Origin of the sequence: Streptomyces sp. NPDC001728 (assembly GCF_040297565.1) — a bacterium.
GTDB lineage: Bacteria > Actinomycetota > Actinomycetes > Streptomycetales > Streptomycetaceae > Streptomyces.
Genome location: NZ_JBEOZK010000026.1, coordinates 20317 through 37288 on the forward strand (window position 1 = coordinate 20317; position 16972 = coordinate 37288).

Below are 16972 nucleotides of genomic sequence, written 5' to 3' on the forward strand. Positions count from 1 at the left end.
ATCCCGCCGCCGAGTGTCAGCCTGGCGATGCCGACGGTCGGGCAGCTGCTGGCAGGGATGGCCCGGTCCTCGGCGCGCAGTGCGCCGTACGCGTCGACGAGCAGCGCTCACCGCCGGTCGTCGCCGTGTCGGCCGCGACGCCGATGTCGTTCATCCGATCCAGGTCGAGTGTGATCCCAGGGCGTCCGCCGCAGCTGTGGCTCCCGCTGCGGGCCGCCAGCGGCAGCCCGTACCGCCGGGCGAACGCCAGCGTGTTCCGCACGGCCTCGGCCACTGCCCGAGTACCACCCGCCTGCGGCCGCATCGCCGGTGGTGACCAGGGCCTGTGGAGCGGCCACACGGCTGCGACCTCCGCCGGCGGGCCCCGTGGCCGCACCTGGGGCCGACGGTGCGGGGTACGGACCCTAGAAGTAGCCGGCCTGGACGAGCGCAGGCCAGTTGTCGCGGATCGGGGCCGGGCCGTCGGCGATGAGATCCGGTCCGGTCGTCGACTTCACCGCGGCGCGCACGTACTGGTCCCCGCTGAAGAAGTAGGCGTACCTCGGGTCGGCCGGGTCTGCCACGGCACCGTTGAGCCGGCGGACGAAGTCGGCGGTGGTCCCCTGGTACGCCGTCAGCATCGATGCCACGCGGAGCGACGGCCAGTCTTCCGCCACCGACGCCGGAGCATGAATTTGCGTGTCCTCCGCCGCGCCTTCCAGTTTCTCTGCCCACACATACTGGTCGCCCCGGAAGAAGTAGGCTCCACTGCCTTCGGTCGAAGCGGGAAGAACTGCATCCACGCCTGTGGAGAATCCCAACTGGCGCAGTGAACGCCATCCCTCCGCGATCGACCGGGGGCCGCTGACGACTTTGCTCTGCGTGGGCTCGGTGGAGAACTCGATGAGCGCGTACTGGTCGCCGCTGAAGAAGTAGGCCCGGTTCCGGCTACCCGGGTAGGGCAGTACCGCGTCGATCCAGGAGGAGAACCGGCACTCCCGGAGCGCCGTCCACTCTTCCGACGTACTCACGACGTTGATAAGCAGGTCTCCTCTTCCTCTCGTCAGGCTGAGGTCGACGGCTGCACACGAGTCGCAGCAGAAGAAATGCACTTCCGCCTCCTCCTCCATGACGGCACCGACCAGCGGGGAGAGGTTCGCCACGCCGTCCGGGCCTCCCGGCGGGGCCTGGTTTCCCGGGGGGTTCGGGGCGCTCCGACGCAGTTCGTCCTTGCCTTTGGCGATGGCCAGGAAGCCCACGAAGGCGCTCAATGCGTAGAGGCGTATTCCGGTACGCGTCGTCACCGCGGGGACCTGCGGGTCCTGAAGGCGCGCCCGGAAGTAGGCCGCATTGCCTTCCCAGGTCCCTTCGATGTTTTCGGCGAATGCCTGTCCGAGCTGCACTCCGCCCTGCCACGCAACGTCGGGGGTCAGCCTGTCCCTGATGGCGTCGAACCGGGCAGCCTCAGACAGCATCTGAATGACGATCAGCAGCGCCCTGGGCACATCCGTGACATATGGATTGTCCTCGGCGTTCCCCAGAGCGTTGATCGCGAACATCAGTGCATTGCGGCCGAGTGCGATCTCCCCGCGGTTCACGGGCTGGGCCTGCGAGCCCGAGCCCGTCGCCCGTCCTTCCAGCGCGTCGTATCCCACGCCGAAGCCCAGGTCGAAAACGTCGGCGAGCCCCGGCTCGTCCGGCAAGTACGTGTCCGTGGTCCCTTCCATGCGGTAGTAGGTGTTCGTGATCGGAATATGCTTCTTGCCCTTCGTCCTGGTGGTGCTTCTGGTCCACCAGCCCTGCACGTACAGGTCCAGGGTCCGCAGGAGTACCCGGACCTCGTGGGTATCCGTGGTCAGTCGGACGACGAACGTCGCACCGCGGGCAGTGGTGGTGGCGGCGATCCGGTCGTAGAGCAGAGGTCCGCTCACACGCTGCCGGATCGCGTCGATGAACTCGCTGTACTGGGTCCTGGTCGTCGTCGCGTTGACGTGGAGATGACACACGCGTGCTCCCAAGGATGTCGGCGGGGTTCAGTGGATTCCCTCACGGGGGGCTTCGGTGGCGAAGAAGCACTCTCCGATCGGGATCATCAACGGTGTCGGCCCCGTGAGCGACTCCGGAGCGAGCTCCGCCGGACGCGTCGCCGACATGTCCTCGCGCGAAGTCGGCGGCTTCCAGAGCTGAATGCCGAAGGCGAAATCCGGTGGGAACGGGACACCGACCGTCAAGGTGCAGACCGCCGATGTTTCCAGTCGCCCCGGAATGACCTGCGTGAAAGCTGTGCTCTGGTTCCCCCGGGAATCGGGACGGGGAAGGGATCCGGTCCATTCGAAGGAACACCTGTGGTCGGCGCACTGGACCTGGACCGAATTTTCGGTCGGCACGTTCTTGCCGGTCATGAGGAATTGGAATTCGCAGGCCTGTCCGTCCAGGTTGCCGATGGTCAGGGCCTGGCTGAAGGTGTTGGTCTTGCCGGGAACGAGGATGACGTTGCGCCACGCCACCTGCGGCGTCTCGGACACCCACCGGGAAAAATCTGCGTTCGTGTCGAATCGTTGCGGTATGCCGAGGGGGTGCAGCGGCGTCGAGACGGCGGCGACCAGGCAGTAGTGGAGCTCCTCTCCCGATTGCCCCTGCCAGTTGAAGGCAGGGGCGCCGGAGCAGATCTGTCCGGGCGCAATCTCTTCCTTGCCGTCCACATTCACCAGGGGCACGGTCGACTGGGAGGAGTCCGGCGGTGCGACGAGATTCCACTGGTCGGGTGTCAGCAGCAGTGACGGGCGGGCCCAGAAGAGCGTCACCCGGCCCTGCACCTTGTGCGTGCTGATGTTCTTCGCCCTGATGTAGATGTTGTTGCTCGCCCCGTTAGTAACCGGCTTGGCCAGGTCCGGGCCGCTGTATGTCGAGACCATCCGGTCGAAGGACAGCAGACCGCTTCCAAAGGGAATGATGTCGGGAGAGGCGTACGGGGTACCCTTGGTCGGTATACTTCCGGTGTCCTGGAAGTTGTCCCGTATCAGAGCATCGTCGTATTTCTCGGTCATGGAAATGCCTCCCGAGACGGTCAGCGGTTCGGGCGGAGCAGTTGTTTTCCACTAAACTTGACGTTGTACCAGGTTTTTTCCTCCTGGCGGTTCGCATTCGCATCGTTACCGCGCCGATGCTTAAGGTGTGGAGAGGCGAGATCCTCTCCCCAGTTGATCTTTGTGTATGCAAGACCTTTTGTCGGGCTCTCCTTTTGTCCCGCAATCACGAAGCTACTCCTGATAGTGCGTTGTGCAACTCGCCAGCACCACGGGCTACGGGCACAGGACTCCGGGCCCGGCCGTCCTCCGGGCCAGCCCGCACCGCGCGGGACTTGATGGCTCTGGGAGCTGCCGAAGAGTGAGCCTCTTTCATCCTGCCTCGGCAGGGTGAAACGGCTGGTCAGCGGGGTGGAGTAACAAGGCGAGGCTCCTGGTCGTTGCGCTGGTGTTCTCTACGCACCGTGCCTCGACCGAGGAGCTTCGCTTGGTTCCGTATCCTGCCGTGCTCGACGTCCCGCACGAGCTCGTCGAGCACGTCTCGTGGCTGATATACGCCCGAAGGCGGAACTGCGTTCGCGTTGGCGGCGCTTGAGCTGCTTCAAGCAGGCCCGGCTCACCCTGGCCCATTTGCGGAAGAACGAGACGCTCGCGCAGGTCGCCGCAGGGTTCGGAGTGTCGGAGGCGACGGTCTGGCGGTACGTCGACGAGACCGTGGAGGTCCTGGCTGCGTGGGCGCCGGGCCTGCGTGAGGCCCTGATGGGACTGGGCGAGGGCGACTTCGTGATCGTGGACGGCACGCTGGTCCCGACCGGATCGCCGCCGACGAGCCGTACTACTCGCAAAAGCACCGCAAACACGGGATGAACGTATAGGTCGTCGCGGCCCTCGACGGCACACCCTTGTGGTTCTCCCGCGCCCTGCCGGGCCGCAGGCACGACCTGACCGCCGCCCGCGCCCACGGAATCGTCCAGGCATGCCGGACCCGCGAGATCCTCGTCCTCGCCGACCGGGCCTACCGAGGCGCCGGCTCAACCGTCCGTACTCCCTACTACAACCACCGCGAATTACCCGAGCACTACCAGCAGTACAACCCCGACCACGCCCGCCTGCGCGCACCGGGCGAACGAGCCTTCGCTCAGCTGAAGGCATGGGAGGTCTTCAGCAAAGCCCGCTGCTCAACCAACCGCATCAGCCGCCTGATCGCCGCCGTCCACACCCTCATGATCCACAGCCCTGCGACCAGGCAAAACTCAGGATGATCCAGTTCGTGGACCAGCTCTGGGGGCGGACCTGCGCGAACAACCGACGGAACGTCGCGAAGGCGCTCACGCCCGTCACGATCGCCCTGCTCCGTTCCCAGCCGACGACGTTCAAGGGCGTTGACGTCCGTCGGGCCCTCCGGGAGTACGCCTTCAACACCCTCCGGCGGGACCAGGCCCCGCCGGAGGTCGCTGTGATCCTGCGCTGGGTTCAGCGCGACTCCCTCTCCATGGCGGCCTGGGAGGACGAGAGCACCGTGGAGACAGCCCTGCGTGCGGCCATGACGAAGTTGGACGGCTCGCCTGTGGCCGCCAGCTCGGCCCGGCGGACCAAGCGCGTCTTGAACGTCCTCTTCGAGTACGCCATCAAGAAGAAGGTGCTCAAGGAGAACCCACTCCCAACGGGGAAGGGCGCCGCAGCGGCCGAGACGTCCTCAGCCGTCGACAAGTGGTCCCTGCTCAACTAGGAGCAGGCCGCCAAGTTGCTCGGCTGGGTCTTTGCCCGGCCGAGGGGCGGTCCGCGGCTGCACACGTTCTTCGCCGCGATGTACTACGCCGGCGCCCGGCCCGAGGAGGTCGTGGCGATCGACGTCGGGGACGTGCGCCTGCCCGACGCGGACGCCGACGACCAGTGGGGCGAGCTGCTGCTCCACACCGCCCATCCCGAGGTCGGCAGGCAGTGGACGAGCACGGGGGAGGTCCGCGAGCAGCGCGGGCTCAAGGGGCGCGCCGCCGACGACACCCGCACGGTGCCCTGCCGTCCCGCGCTGACGCGGATTCTCCGGGCCCACATCGAGAAGGAAGGGCTCAAGCCGGGTGACCTCCTGATGCAGGGGGAGAAAGGGGGAGATCTCGCCGGATCCGTGATCCGGAGAGCGTGGCGGCGGGCTCGAAAGGAAGTGCTCACTCCGTACGAATTTGGGACACCGCTCGGTCGCCGCGTGTACGACCTCCGGCATACCTGCCTGACGAACCGGCTCAACGCCGGCGTTCCGGCCGTGACCGTGGCCGAGTGGGCGGGCAACAGCGTCCCCGTGCTCCTGACCACGTACGCCCGATGTATCGACGGGCAGCTCGACGACCTGAAGCACCGGATCGAGAGGGCGGGGGAGCTGCCGGACCCGGCCACGCCGAGGGGCTGAAAACTTCTCCGCGCATTCTCCGCAGCCACCCGCAGAAACCCGGAACCAGCCGGACACCGCCGGACGCGCCCAGACACCACCAAGGGGCGCGTCTGGCCCCTCCACGCCCACCCGGAACCTGCTCTGACCAGCAAAAAGACCCTCCCGAAGGAGGGTCTTACGCGGAGCGCCCCCGGCAGGACTCGAACCTGCGGCCAAGTGCTTAGAAGGCACCTGCTCTATCCACTGAGCTACGGGGGCCGGGTGGTGGCCGTGTGGCCAGGAGCCCCTTTTGGGTGGGGTGTGGCCTGTTGGGACAAGGATAGGGCTCCGATCGCCTTGGCCCGGTTGCTTCACCTGCGTGGCACGATGTGGAGGTTCGGTGAAGCGGAACGATAATCGCAGGCAGGTGCGATTCGCGCAGCGCTTTTCACGCCGCTCGGGGCGGGTGTTGTGCACTCGTTATGCCTGAGGTTCCGGTCACCGCTCCTCTCTTCGGCGCGCAGGGCCGCAATAGGCTTCAAAAACACTCATAAATTGGGCATTCTTCGCATGTGGTGACCTTGGACGAACGGCCCCAGCTGATCGACGCACTCTCCGCCCTGCGCGACCGTGTCGCCGCCGTGCGTCTCCCCCTCCCCCTTCCCGACACGCCGCGCGCCCGGCAGACCCGGGCCGAGCTGCTCGCCCAGCTCGACGACTACCTCGTTCCCCGGCTCAAAGATCCCGACGCACCGCTCCTCGCCGTCGTCGGCGGATCCACCGGCGCCGGCAAGTCCACCCTCGTCAACTCCCTCGTCGGGCGGCGCGTCAGCGAGTCCGGTGTCCTCAGGCCCACGACCCGCACCCCCGTGCTCGTCTGTCACCCCGAGGACCACCACTGGTTCGCCGGCATGCGGGTCCTCCCGCAGCTCACCCGCGTCTGGCTGCCGCAGGCCGACGACGACCACCCCGTCGACGACGCGCCCCCCGAGGAGAACGCCCTCCGCGTCGAGACGGCCTCCTCCATGCCCCGCGGCCTCGCCCTCCTCGACGCCCCCGACATCGACTCCCTCGTGGTGGAGAACCGTCTCCTCGCCGCCGAGTTGATCTGCGCCGCCGACATCTGGGTGATGGTCACCACCGCCTCGCGCTACGCCGACGCCGTCCCCTGGCACCTCCTCCGTACCGCCAAGGAGTACGACGCCACCCTCGTCACCGTGCTCGACCGCGTCCCGCACCAGGTCATCGGCGAGGTCTCCCGGCAGTACGAGGCCCTGCTCGACAAGGCCGGCCTCGGCGACGTGCCCCGCTTCACCATCCCCGAGCTCCCCGAGTCCGCCGACGGCGGCAGCGGCCTCCTGCCCGACAGTGCCGTCGCCGCCCTCCGCGGCTGGCTCGCCCACCGCGCCGAGGACCCCGCCGCCCGCCAGCAGGCCGCCGACCGCACCGCCTCCGGTGTCATCGACTCGCTCGACGCCCGGCTCCCCGAGCTGGCCGCCGCCGTCGCCACCCAGTACGCCGCCGCCGGGCGCCTCGGCGGCGCCGTCGAAGCCGCGTACACCGCCCAGGGCACCCGGGTCCGCAAGGAGCTGGGGCGCGGCGCCGTCCTCGCCGGCGACGCCCGGACCCGCTGGCGCGGCTACCCCCGCGACAGCACCGCCGACGAACTCCTCGACGCCCTCTCCGAGTCCCTCGCCGCCCTCCTCCACTGCGCCGTGTCCGCCGCAGAGGAGCGCGTCCGCGACGCCTGGCGCCGCGAACCGGCCGCCGAGGCCCTCGGGCCGCCGCGGACCGGCGCCGACCGCGACACCGGCGAGCGGATCGGCGTGGAGGTACGCCGCTGGCGCCGCGTACTCGAAGAGCTGGCCGAGGAAGAGGTACGGGGTCTTGAGCGGCCCTCCTCCTCCCGTACCGCCGTCCCCGAGGCCGACACCGTCGCCGCCCTCCTCGCCGCCTCCCTCCTCGGTGGCCGGCGCACCCGGGCCGCCGGCGAACGCCTCGCCGAACTCCTCGGCGCCCAGGTCGCCCTGCGGCTGCGCGACAAGGGCGGCGAACTGGTCCTCTCGTACGTCGACCGTGTCCTGCACACCGAACGCGACCGGCGCCTCGCGCACCTCGAAGCGCTCGACGTGACCCCCGAGCCGCAGGCGGAGCTGATCGCCGCGCTCTCCGTACTGCAGAAGGAGAAGTGACGTGGTGGATCCGGGAGCTGGGACAGGGACAGGGGCAGGAGTCGGGGTCAGGGCCGGGGGGCGGGCCGCGGCGGGAACAGCGGCTTGGGACGACGGGCTCATCGCCCGTCGTGCCGGTGAACGCGGGGGCGGCTCCGGAGACCGTGCCGGATCCGTAGCCTGGGCCCCCGGAGCCGACGGCGCGGACGCGCACGAGCCCGACACCCTGCCGCCCCTCGGCGGGAGCTACGGCGGCCCCCTCCGTACCCGCCTCGACGCCCTGCACGAACTCGTCGGACTCTCCCGTACGCGGGTCGACAGCGAGGCGCTCGCCGAAGCCGGGCGGGTGCTCGACGAGGCCGCCGCACGGCAGCGGCTCTCCTCCCGGCACACCGTGATCGCCATCGCCGGCGCCACCGGCAGCGGCAAGTCCACCCTCTTCAACGCCTTCGCCGGCGTCCCCGTCTCCGAGACCGGACTGCGCCGCCCCACCACCTCCGCGCCCATCGCCCTCAGCTGGTCCGAGGGCGCCGCCGGACTGCTCGACCGGCTCGCCGTCCCCGGCAGGCTGCGCCGCCGCCCCCTCGCGGGCGGCGCGGCCCACACCGAACTCCAGGGGCTCGTCCTCATCGACCTGCCCGACCACGACTCGGCCGTCACCGCCCACCGCGACCAGGTCGACCGGGTCCTCGGCCTCGTCGACGCCGTCATCTGGGTGGTCGACCCCGAGAAGTACGCGGACGCCGCCCTCCACGAGCGGTACCTCCGGCCGCTCGCCGGGCACGCCGAGGTCACCTTCGTCGTCCTCAACCAGATCGACCGGCTCGGTACGGAGGCCGCCGACCTCGTCCTCGACGACCTGCGCCGCCTCCTCGACGAGGACGGCGTGGCACTCGGCGAGCACGGCGAACCCGGCGCCACCGTGCTCGCCGTCTCCGCGCTCACCGGCGACGGCGTACCCGAACTCCGCGAGATGGTAGGCCGTTTCGTCCAGGAACGCACCGCCCCCGAACGGCGGCTCGCCGCCGACGTCGACGCCGCCGCCGCCCGGCTGCGCCCCGCCTACCTCGCCGACGGCCGGCCCGGCCTCGACGAGCGGGCCCGGGACGCCTTCACCGACCGGCTCGCCGTCGCCGTCGGCGCGCAGGCGGCGGGCGAGGCCGCCGAGCGGGTCTGGCGCCGGGGTGCGATCCGCGCCTGCGGGACCCCGTGGCTACGGCTCTACCGCTGGTACGAGCGGATGCGCGCGCACGGCTCCACCGACCCGCACCTCGCCTCCCCGGTCGAGGACGAACTGACGGCCCGCCAGCGGGTCGAGCAGGCGGTACGGATCGTCGCCGACGAGGCCTCGCGCGGGCTCCCCGCGCCCTGGGCGCAGGCCGTGCGCGAGGCGGCGGAACGGGGAGCGGACGGGCTGCCCGAGGCCCTCGACGAGCTGACCGTGAGCATCGGGGATCCGGCCGCCCGGCCGCCCCGGCCCGCCTGGTGGCCCGCCGCCGTCCTCGCCCAGGCCGTGATGACGCTCCTCCAGATCTTCGGCGCGCTCTGGCTGGTGGGGCAGATCGTGGGTGTCGTGGAGCCGGGGCTGCTCCCGCCGGTCCTCGTGATGCTCGGCGGCATCATCGGCGGACCGCTCGTCGAATGGGCCTGCGAGGGCGCCGTGAAGGGACCGGCCCGGCGGTACGGGCAGGAGGCCGAGCGGCGCCTGCGGGAGGCCGCGGCGGCCTGCGGCCGGGCCCGGGTGCTCGACCCGGTGGCGGCGGAGCTGATGCGCTACCGGGAGGTGCGCGAGCAGTACGCGACCGTGACGGGGACACGGCCGGGGACGCGGATCGTGGGCGGGACCCGCGTCGGTACGACACGGCTCGGGGCGACTCGGGCGGGGGTACGGGTGAGGTAGCGGCCTCCTCCTCCCAGGGAGCCGTTTTGTCCGGTCTCCTCCACTCTCATCCTCTTTCCTCCAGTCTCCTTCGCTCTTCTTCGGTCTCCTCCGGTTACCCCTTCCGGGTGGGGGAGTTGTCCCCATCCTCCGGCTGTCCACAGGCTCCGGCGGGTTCTTCCCGATGGCTCCAGGATGGGTGTCGACCGGCGAAGAGGCCGGTGCGGACAGCAGGCTGAGGACAGGGGTGGGGGACGGATCATGAACGAGACGACCGTGACGCTCGTCGGCAACGTGGCGACGGCGGTGGAGTACCGGGACACGGCGACGGGCGGGGTCGCCAGGTTCCGCTTCGCGGTGCCGACGCGCCGCTGGGACCGGGTGCAGGCGCTCTGGTCCGACGGGCCCACCAGCTTCTACACGGTGTCCGCCTGGCGCTCGCTGGGGGCGAACCTCGCGGCCTCGGTGTCGGTCGGGGAACCGCTCGTGGTGCACGGCCGGCTGCGGGTGCGGGAGGATGAGCGCGACGGCCAGCGGAAGACCTTCGTGGACGTGGCCGCGCTGGCGGTGGGCCACGATCTGAGCCGGGGGACGGCGGCGTTCCGGCGCGCACCGAAGCCGGAACAGAGGCCCGAGCCGGACCCATGGGCCGTGCCCGTCGTGACTGCCGTGCCCGCCACAGCCACCGAAGGCGCAGAGGGCGCATGGGGCTCAGAGGGCACACCGGCCACACCGGCCACACCGGCCACACAGCGCGCGGGCGCCCCAGCGGCGGACGCCGTCGCCGGGTCGAAGGCGCGCTTGGTGACCGTCCCCTGACCTTCCGTCGTGGGGATTTGTCGACCAACTCGCTTTGTGTGATAACGATTCCGAGTCGGAATGCTTATCTGACCGGATGGCCGGGCACCGGGGGGTTCCGCATCCCTAGGATTCCCGGGTACTCATGTGGCACGTGAGCCCATCGAGTCTGTGAATCTGCTGGCGTGCGCTCCCCCCACGCAAATCGACCATGTTTGCGGAGCGACGCGCCCGGAGGGGAATGCAATGTTTTCAGTTCGAGGGCGAGGCGTAGCCCGTCTCGCCGCTGCGACTCTCGTCTCCGGCCTCGTCGCGGCCGGAGCGATAGCCACGGCAGGTCCGGCGCTCGCCGCTGACGCCGCGGGTACCGGTGGTGTGACGGCGAAGCTCGGCGGTATGACCGACCGTGGCTCCGTCGAGATCGCCGAGAAGGACGGCGACACGTGGAAGAAGTGGCCCAGCCCCGTGACCGGCGGCCTCTTCAAGATGCAGGTCGAGGGCGGCGGAACGCTCCAGACCTACTGCATCGACATCCGCACGGAGGCGAAGCACGACTTCGACTACAAGGAAGTCGGCTGGAGCGAGTCCTCGCTGCACAACAACGACAACGCGGGCAAGATTCTCTGGGTCCTGGAGAACGCCTACCCGAAGAACTCCGCCGAGGCCCTCGGTGCGAAGCTAGGCGTCGACCTCTCCAAGGACGAGGCCGCCGCGGGCACGCAGGCCGCGATCTGGACGTTCTCGGACGACGTGAGGGCGACGCCGCGCAGCGGCGACGCCAAGAAACTGACCGAGTACCTCCTCAAGGAAGCGGTCAAGCTCGAGGAGCCGAAGGCTTCCCTCTCGCTCTCCCCGTCCTCCGTGGCGGGCAAGGCCGGTGACAAGCTCGGTCCGATCACCGTCGCCACCAACGCCGAGACCGCGAAGCTCCAGGCCGCCGCCGGCACCCCCGAGGGCGTCAAGGTCGTCGACAAGGACGGCAAGCCGGTCACCGAGGCCAAGAACGGCGACGAGGTCTACTTCGACGTTCCCGCCGGCACCGCCGACGGCACCGCCGAGCTGACCGCCTCCGCCACCACCAAGGTCTCCCTGGGCCGCGCCTTCGTCTCGATCGACGGCCCCTCGCAGACCCTGATCCTGGCCGGCTCCAGCGACTCCACCGTCACGGCCAAGGCCTCCGCCAGCTGGGCGAAGAAGGGTGCCGTCCCGGCCGTCACGGTCGCCAAGGACTGCGCCAAGGGCGGCCTCGAGGTCATCGCCTCCAACAAGGGCGACGAGCCGTGGACCTTCGACCTGAAGGGCACCTCCTACACCATCGCCGCCGGTGAGACGAAGACCATCACGGTCCCGCTCGCCGAGGACGAGGCGTACAAGTTCACGATCACCGGCCCGAACGGCTTCGAGGAGACCTTCGAGGGCGTCCTGGACTGCAAGACGGCCCCTCCCGGCCCGCAGCCGTCCGAGACCCCCAGCACGGAGCCCTCGACCCCGGCCTCGCCGTCCCCGTCGACCCCGGCCGGCACCACCGGTGACACCACGGGCGGCACGACCGGCTCCGGCACCACCACCGGTGGCGGCGACCTCGCCGAGACCGGCAGCTCCAACGCCACCCCGATGATCGCCGGCATCGCCGCCGCGCTCGTCGTGGTCGGTGGCGGCGCGGTGTTCTTCCTCCGCAAGAAGAAGACCGCCGGCCACTGAGCCCCACCCTCACGGGACGAACCCGTTCTGTGAGAACGCTCGACCCCGGACCGCGTCAGCGGGCCGGGGTCGTCGTGTGTCCGGGCGTCGGCTAACCCGCCGCCCCGCAGCGTTCGGTGTCGATCTCCGAGAGGGTGAGGTCGTTGTAGCGGGGGCCCCGCACCGTCGTCGCGTTGAGGATGCGGCCCGCCGCTTCGAGGGTCTCGGCGGGGACGGTCCGGTCCAGGGTGGACAGGTTCTCCGTCAGATGGGCCGTCGAGCGGGTGCCGGGGATCGCGAGGACGTGTGGGCCCCGGGAGAGGACCCAGGCCAGCGCCAGCTGCGCGAGCGTCAGGCCGGCGGCCTCCGCGAGCCGGGCCAGTTCGCGGCGCAGCAGCAGGTTGGCCGGGTAGTGGTCGGCGCCGAAACGCGGCATGCCCCGCCGGATGTCACCGGCCGGGAGGCCGTCGAGGTCCGGCGGGGTCGCCGTCAGGAAACCGCGGGCCAGCGGGCTGAACGCCACCAGGGCGACGCCCAGCTCGCGGGCCGCCGCCAGGGTGCCCTGCTCGGGGTTGCGCGACCAGAGGCTGTACTCGTTCTGGAGCGCGGCGATCGGATGCACCGCGTGGGCCCGCCGCAGCGTCGCGGCCGACGCCTCCGACAGGCCCAGCGCGCGTACCTTCCCGGCCTCGACGAGCTCGGCCATCGCGCCGACGCTCTCCTCGACCGGGACCTGACGGTCGATCCGGTGCAGGTAGTACAGGTCGATCACATCGGTACGCAGCCGGGCCAGCGCCTCGTCTGCGGTGCGACGGACGGTCTCGGGGCGGCCGTCGATGACCCGCCGCCCTTCGACACCGGTCATCCCGCACTTGCTGGCCAGCACGATCCGGTCCCGGTGGCCGGACAGGACCCGGCCGACCAGCGACTCGTTGGCGCCGAAGCCGTACAGCGCGGCCGTGTCGAAGAGCGTGACCCCCTGGTCCAGGGCGGACAGGAGCAGCTTCTCCGCCGCCTCGGGCTCCGGGGCGACCCCGTACGCGTGGCTGAGGTTCATGCACCCCAGGCCGATCGCCGGGACCTCGAACGGGCCGATCCGGCGCGGCGAGCGGCCGGAGCCGCCCGCCGGTGCCGTACTCGGCGTACTCACGCGCCCGCGACGGCGTCGAGCTGCTTCTCCAGGTCCGCCAGGGTCCGGTAGCACGGCATCACCTGGGCGATGGAGGAGTTCGGCTCGCGGCCCTCGCGGATCGCGGCGACGAACTCGCGGTCCTGGAGCTCGATGCCGTCCAGCGAGACGTCGACCCCGCTCACGTCGATCGGCTCGTCCTTGCCGGTGACCAGGTCGTCGTACCGCGCGAGGTAGGTGCCGGTGTCGCCGATGTACCGGAAGAAGGTGCCCAGCGGCCCGTCGTTGTTGAAGGACAGCGACAGGGTGCAGAGGGCGCCGTTCTCCGCGCGGAGCTGGATGGACATGTCCATCGCGATGCCCAGCTCGGGGTGGATCGGCCCCTGCATGGCGTTGGCCTGCACGATCGGCGAACCGGTCTGGTACGCGAACAGGTCGACGGTGTGCGCGGCGTGGTGCCACAGCAGGTGGTCGGTCCAGGAGCGCGGCTTGCCGAGGGCGTTGAGGTTCGTACGGCGGAAGAAGTACGTCTGCACGTCCATCTGCTGGATGGAGAAGTCCCCCGCCCGGACCTGCTGCCGCACCCACTGGTGGCTCGGGTTGAAGCGCCGGGTGTGGCCCACCATGGCGACGAGCCCGGTGCGCTGCTGCGCCGCCAGGCACGCCTCGGCGTCGGACAGGGACGCGGCCAGCGGGATCTCGGTCTGGACGTGCTTGCCCGCTTCGAGGCAGGCCAGCGTCTGCGCGGCGTGCATCGGCGTCGGCGTGGCCAGGATGACGGCGTCGACGTCGTCCATCGCCAGGACCTCGTCCAGGTCGGCGACGGCGCGGTCGATGCCCTGCTCGGCGGCGAACTTCCGGCCGCTCTCCAGGCTGCTGCTCACGACGGCGGCGACCTCGACGCCCTTGATCCGCCGGAGCGCGGCCGCGTGCTTGGCACCGAAGGCGCCGCCTCCGGCCAGGGCGATCCGTACGGGCTGGTCGTCAGTCATGTCGTCACTCCTTCACGGCGGGCTCCTGGGCCCGCGGGTGGTTTTCCAGGATCAGGTGGCCGACGGCGGTGTTGGACGCGGGCACATGGTAGAAGCGGTGCTTGACCTCGATCTCACCGGAGTCGTCGAGGTCGCTCATCGCGCCGCGGGCGATCAGCCACATGACCAGCTCGATGCCTTCCGAGCCGGCCTCCTCCACGTACTCCAGGTGCGGTACCTCCGCCAGGCCGGCCGGGTCCTCGATCAGCCGGTCGAGGAAGGCGTTGTCCCATTCCCGGTTGATGAGTCCCGCGCGCGGGCCCTGCAACTGGTGGCTCATGCCGCCGGTGCCCCACACCTGGACGTTCAGCGGCCGGTCGTAGGACTCGATCGCCCTGCGCAGCGCCTGCCCGAGCTTGAAGCACCGGGCGCCGGACGGCACCGGGTACTGCACCACGTTGACGTGGAAGGGGATCACCTTGCACGGCCACTTCTCGACGTCGCCGAACATCAGCGACAGCGGGACGGTGAGGCCGTGGTCGACGCTCATCTCGTTGACGAGGGTGAGGTCGAAGTCGTCCCTGATCAGCGAGTGCGCGATGTGCGCGGCCAGGTCGGGGTCGCCCTCGATGCCGGGTACCGGGCGGGGCCCGTACCCCTCGTCGGCGGTGGGGTAGGCCGCGCCGGTACCGAGCACGAAGGTCGGGATCAGCGACTGGTCGAACGAGCTGGCGTGGTCGTTGTAGACCAGGAAGATGACGTCGGGGATGTTCTCCCGCTCCCACCGCCTGGAGTACTCGTACCCCTCGAAGACCGGCTGCCAGTAAGGCTCCTCGGTCTTCCCGAGGTCCATCGCCGCGCCGATCGCCGGCACGTGCGAGGTGAAGACCGCGCCGGTGATCGTGGCGTGCTCGGCCGGCGGGTTCGGGTCGGCGTAGGCGGCGTCGAGGACGGCGTGGTCGATGCGGTTGCCCTCGACGGACCGGCCGCCGCCGACCATCATGTCGCGGTACTCCTGCTCGGTCATCCCGGTCATGGAGCCCGCCATCTGCTGGAACGACAGGCCCAGCGTCGCCCCCCACTTGGCGAGGAAGTAGATGTTGCCGCCCTCGCGCATCGCCGCGTTGAGGTCGCGGTCGAGCAGCGCCTGCTTCTGCTCCTCCCGGAGCGGCCACGCGTCCAGGTAGGCGCGCTCGTCGGCGAGGTACAGCGCCCGGTTCTCCGCCGTCATCAGCGACATGCAGAACTGGTTGAGGTGGTAGCCCTTGGCGGACTGCTCGGCGTCGAAGATGGTGGTTCCCGGAACCAGTTTGTACGTCTTGTCCAGTGCCATGCCCGGACTCCAATCGTGAGGCGGGTCAGTCGGCTTCGGGCCAGTACAGGCGCATCGGGTTGTCGACGAGCAGCTTGCGCCGCAGCTCCGGCGTCGTCGCGATGTCCGGGACGAAGTCGACGAGCAGACCGTCGTCGGGCATGTGGTTGGTCAGGTTGGGGTGCGGCCAGTCGGTGCCCCACAGCACCCGGTCGGGGAACTCCTCGACCACCCGCCGGGCGAACGGGACGACGTCGCGGTACGGCGCCCGCTCCCCGTAGAGGGCCGGCGGACCGTCGGTCGACAGCCGCTCCGGGCAGGAGACCTTGCACCAGATGTCGGGCTTCGCCCGCATGAAGTTCAGGAACGCCTCGAACTCCGGTCCTTCAGGGTCCTTCGTGACATCCGGCCGGCCCATGTGGTCGATGACCAGCGGCACGGGGATCGAGAGGAAGAAGTCGCGCAGGTCGGCGAGGTCGGCCGCCTCGAAGTAGACGACGACGTGCCAGCCGTACGGCGCGATGCGCTCGACGACGTCCCACAGGTCCTGCCGGGGCGCCGCGTCGACGAGCCGCTTGACGAAGTTGAACCGCACACCGCGGACACCCGCCTCGTGCAGCTCCCGCAGCTCTTCGTCCGAGATGTCCGGCCGTACGGTGGCGACGCCCCGGGCCAGGCCGCCGGAGGCCCGCAGGGCGTCGACCATGGCGCTGTTGTCGGCGCCGTGGCAGGTCGCCTGGACCACGACGTTACGGGCGAAGCCCAGGTGGTCGCGCAGCTGGAAGAGCTGGTCCTTGGACGCGTCGCAGGGGGTGTACTTCCGCTCCGGGGCGAAGGGGAACTCCGCGCCCGGTCCGAAGACGTGGCAGTGCGCGTCGACGGCGCCCTCGGGCACCTCGAAGCGGGGCCGGCTCGGACCGGCGTACCAGTCCAGCCAGCCGGGGGTCTTCTCGAAGTCGGTCATCGTCAGTCCTCGTAGCGAAGGCCGAGCTCGGCCAGCGGGCCGCGCATCTTGTACATGTCCAGGCCGAGTTCGCCGGCGCGGAACCGCTCGCGCTTGCCCTCCTCGTTGGCCTCCCGGGCAGCCGCCGCCGCGGCGACCTCGGCGGCCCGCTCGCGCGGCACCACCACGACGCCGTCGGCGTCCGCCACGACGACGTCACCGGGCCGGACCAGGGCGTTGCCACAGATCACCGGCACGTTGACCGAGCCGAGGGTGGCCTTGACCGTGCCCTTGGCGTTGACCGCGCGGGAGAAGACCGGGAAGTCCATCCGCTCCAGGTCGGCCACGTCGCGCACCCCGCCGTCGATGACCAGGCCCCGGCAGCCCCGGGCGCGGAACGAGGTGGCGAGCAGGTCGCCGAAGAAGCCGTCCTCGCTCTCCGTCGTACAGGCCGCGACCACCACGTCGCCCTCGCGGATCTGCTCGGCGACGACGTGCATCATCCAGTTGTCGCCGGGCTGCAGCAGGACGGTCACCGCCGTGCCGCACATCCGGGCCGTCGGGTACACGGGGCGCAGGTAGGGGCGCATCAGCCCGACCCGGCCCATGGCCTCGTGGATCGTCGCCACGCCGAACGCCGACAGCGCGGCGACCGCGTCCGGGTCGGCCCGGGTGACCGAGGTGTGGACGACACCGATCTCGGTGTGCTGCATGTGCTC

The 16972-nt window shown here is 70.3% G+C and carries 13 protein-coding genes, 1 tRNA gene and 1 pseudogene; 7 read left to right on the plus strand and 8 right to left on the minus strand.

The features are described 5' to 3' along the window. Nucleotides 1-404: 404 nt before the first annotated feature. Together ABT154_RS29770 and ABT154_RS29775 are read right to left on the minus strand one after the other, a co-directional pair. The gene (locus ABT154_RS29770) at nt 405-1985 is read right to left on the minus strand and encodes a ribosome-inactivating family protein (protein WP_351860873.1); all 1581 of its coding nucleotides are present in this window, start codon (nt 1983-1985) and stop codon (nt 405-407) included. 27 nt (nt 1986-2012) lie between these two features. Next, a complete protein-coding gene (locus tag ABT154_RS29775) occupies nt 2013-3026 on the minus strand; it encodes a hypothetical protein (protein ID WP_351860875.1) in 1014 nt (337 codons plus the stop codon). 424 nt (nt 3027-3450) lie between these two features. On the opposite strand from ABT154_RS29775, the pseudogene ABT154_RS29780 reads away from it, so the two are divergent. From ABT154_RS29780 to ABT154_RS29790, 3 genes and pseudogenes are all read left to right on the plus strand, one after another. Next, a pseudogene (locus tag ABT154_RS29780) lies at nt 3451-4267 on the plus strand (transposase family protein). Nucleotides 4268-4275: 8 nt separating this feature from the next. Beyond that, nucleotides 4276-4734, plus strand: coding sequence for a hypothetical protein (locus tag ABT154_RS29785; protein WP_351860877.1), 459 nt, complete (start codon nt 4276-4278; stop codon nt 4732-4734). 15 nt (nt 4735-4749) lie between these two features. Continuing rightward, complete coding sequence (locus ABT154_RS29790) at nt 4750-5409, plus strand: tyrosine-type recombinase/integrase (RefSeq protein ID WP_351860879.1); 660 nt, start codon at nt 4750-4752, stop codon at nt 5407-5409. Nucleotides 5410-5576: 167 nt separating this feature from the next. On the opposite strand, the gene ABT154_RS29795 is transcribed toward ABT154_RS29790, so the two are convergent. Beyond that, nucleotides 5577-5649: transfer RNA gene (locus ABT154_RS29795), tRNA-Arg, on the minus strand. Between the two features lie 302 nt (nt 5650-5951). On the opposite strand from ABT154_RS29795, the gene ABT154_RS29800 reads away from it, so the two are divergent. From ABT154_RS29800 to ABT154_RS29815, 4 genes are all read left to right on the plus strand, one after another. Then, nucleotides 5952-7562, plus strand: a complete 1611-nt coding sequence (locus ABT154_RS29800) for a dynamin family protein (protein ID WP_351860992.1) — start codon at nt 5952-5954, stop codon at nt 7560-7562. 1 nt (nt 7563) lies between these two features. Then, a complete protein-coding gene (locus tag ABT154_RS29805; protein ID WP_351860881.1) occupies nt 7564-9441 on the plus strand; it encodes a GTPase in 1878 nt (625 codons plus the stop codon). A 240-nt stretch (nt 9442-9681) separates the two neighbouring features. Further along, nucleotides 9682-10239: a single-stranded DNA-binding protein gene (locus ABT154_RS29810; RefSeq protein ID WP_351860883.1), complete on the plus strand. Its 558-nt coding sequence runs from the start codon at nt 9682-9684 to the stop codon at nt 10237-10239. A 225-nt stretch (nt 10240-10464) separates the two neighbouring features. After that, complete coding sequence (locus ABT154_RS29815; protein WP_351860885.1) at nt 10465-11919, plus strand: Cys-Gln thioester bond-forming surface protein; 1455 nt, start codon at nt 10465-10467, stop codon at nt 11917-11919. A 91-nt stretch (nt 11920-12010) separates the two neighbouring features. On the opposite strand, the gene ABT154_RS29820 is transcribed toward ABT154_RS29815, so the two are convergent. From ABT154_RS29820 to ligK, 5 genes are read right to left on the minus strand one after another with little or no spacing between them, the layout of a single operon-like run. After that, entirely contained in the window at nt 12011-13048 is a 1038-nt protein-coding gene (locus tag ABT154_RS29820; protein WP_351860887.1) for an aldo/keto reductase, read from the minus strand. Beyond that, nucleotides 13045-14019, minus strand: coding sequence for a Gfo/Idh/MocA family oxidoreductase (locus ABT154_RS29825; protein WP_351860888.1), 975 nt, complete (start codon nt 14017-14019; stop codon nt 13045-13047). Before ABT154_RS29825 ends, ABT154_RS29820 begins: the two co-directional genes overlap by 4 nt. A gap of 4 nt (nt 14020-14023) precedes the next feature. Next, entirely contained in the window at nt 14024-15331 is a 1308-nt protein-coding gene (ligA, locus tag ABT154_RS29830; protein WP_351860890.1) for a protocatechuate 4,5-dioxygenase subunit alpha, read from the minus strand. A gap of 25 nt (nt 15332-15356) precedes the next feature. Then, entirely contained in the window at nt 15357-16274 is a 918-nt protein-coding gene (locus ABT154_RS29835; RefSeq protein WP_351860892.1) for an amidohydrolase family protein, read from the minus strand. Nucleotides 16275-16276: 2 nt separating this feature from the next. Then, entirely contained in the window at nt 16277-16966 is a 690-nt protein-coding gene (gene ligK / locus ABT154_RS29840) for a 4-carboxy-4-hydroxy-2-oxoadipate aldolase/oxaloacetate decarboxylase (protein ID WP_317875189.1), read from the minus strand. Nucleotides 16967-16972: the final 6 nt, after the last annotated feature.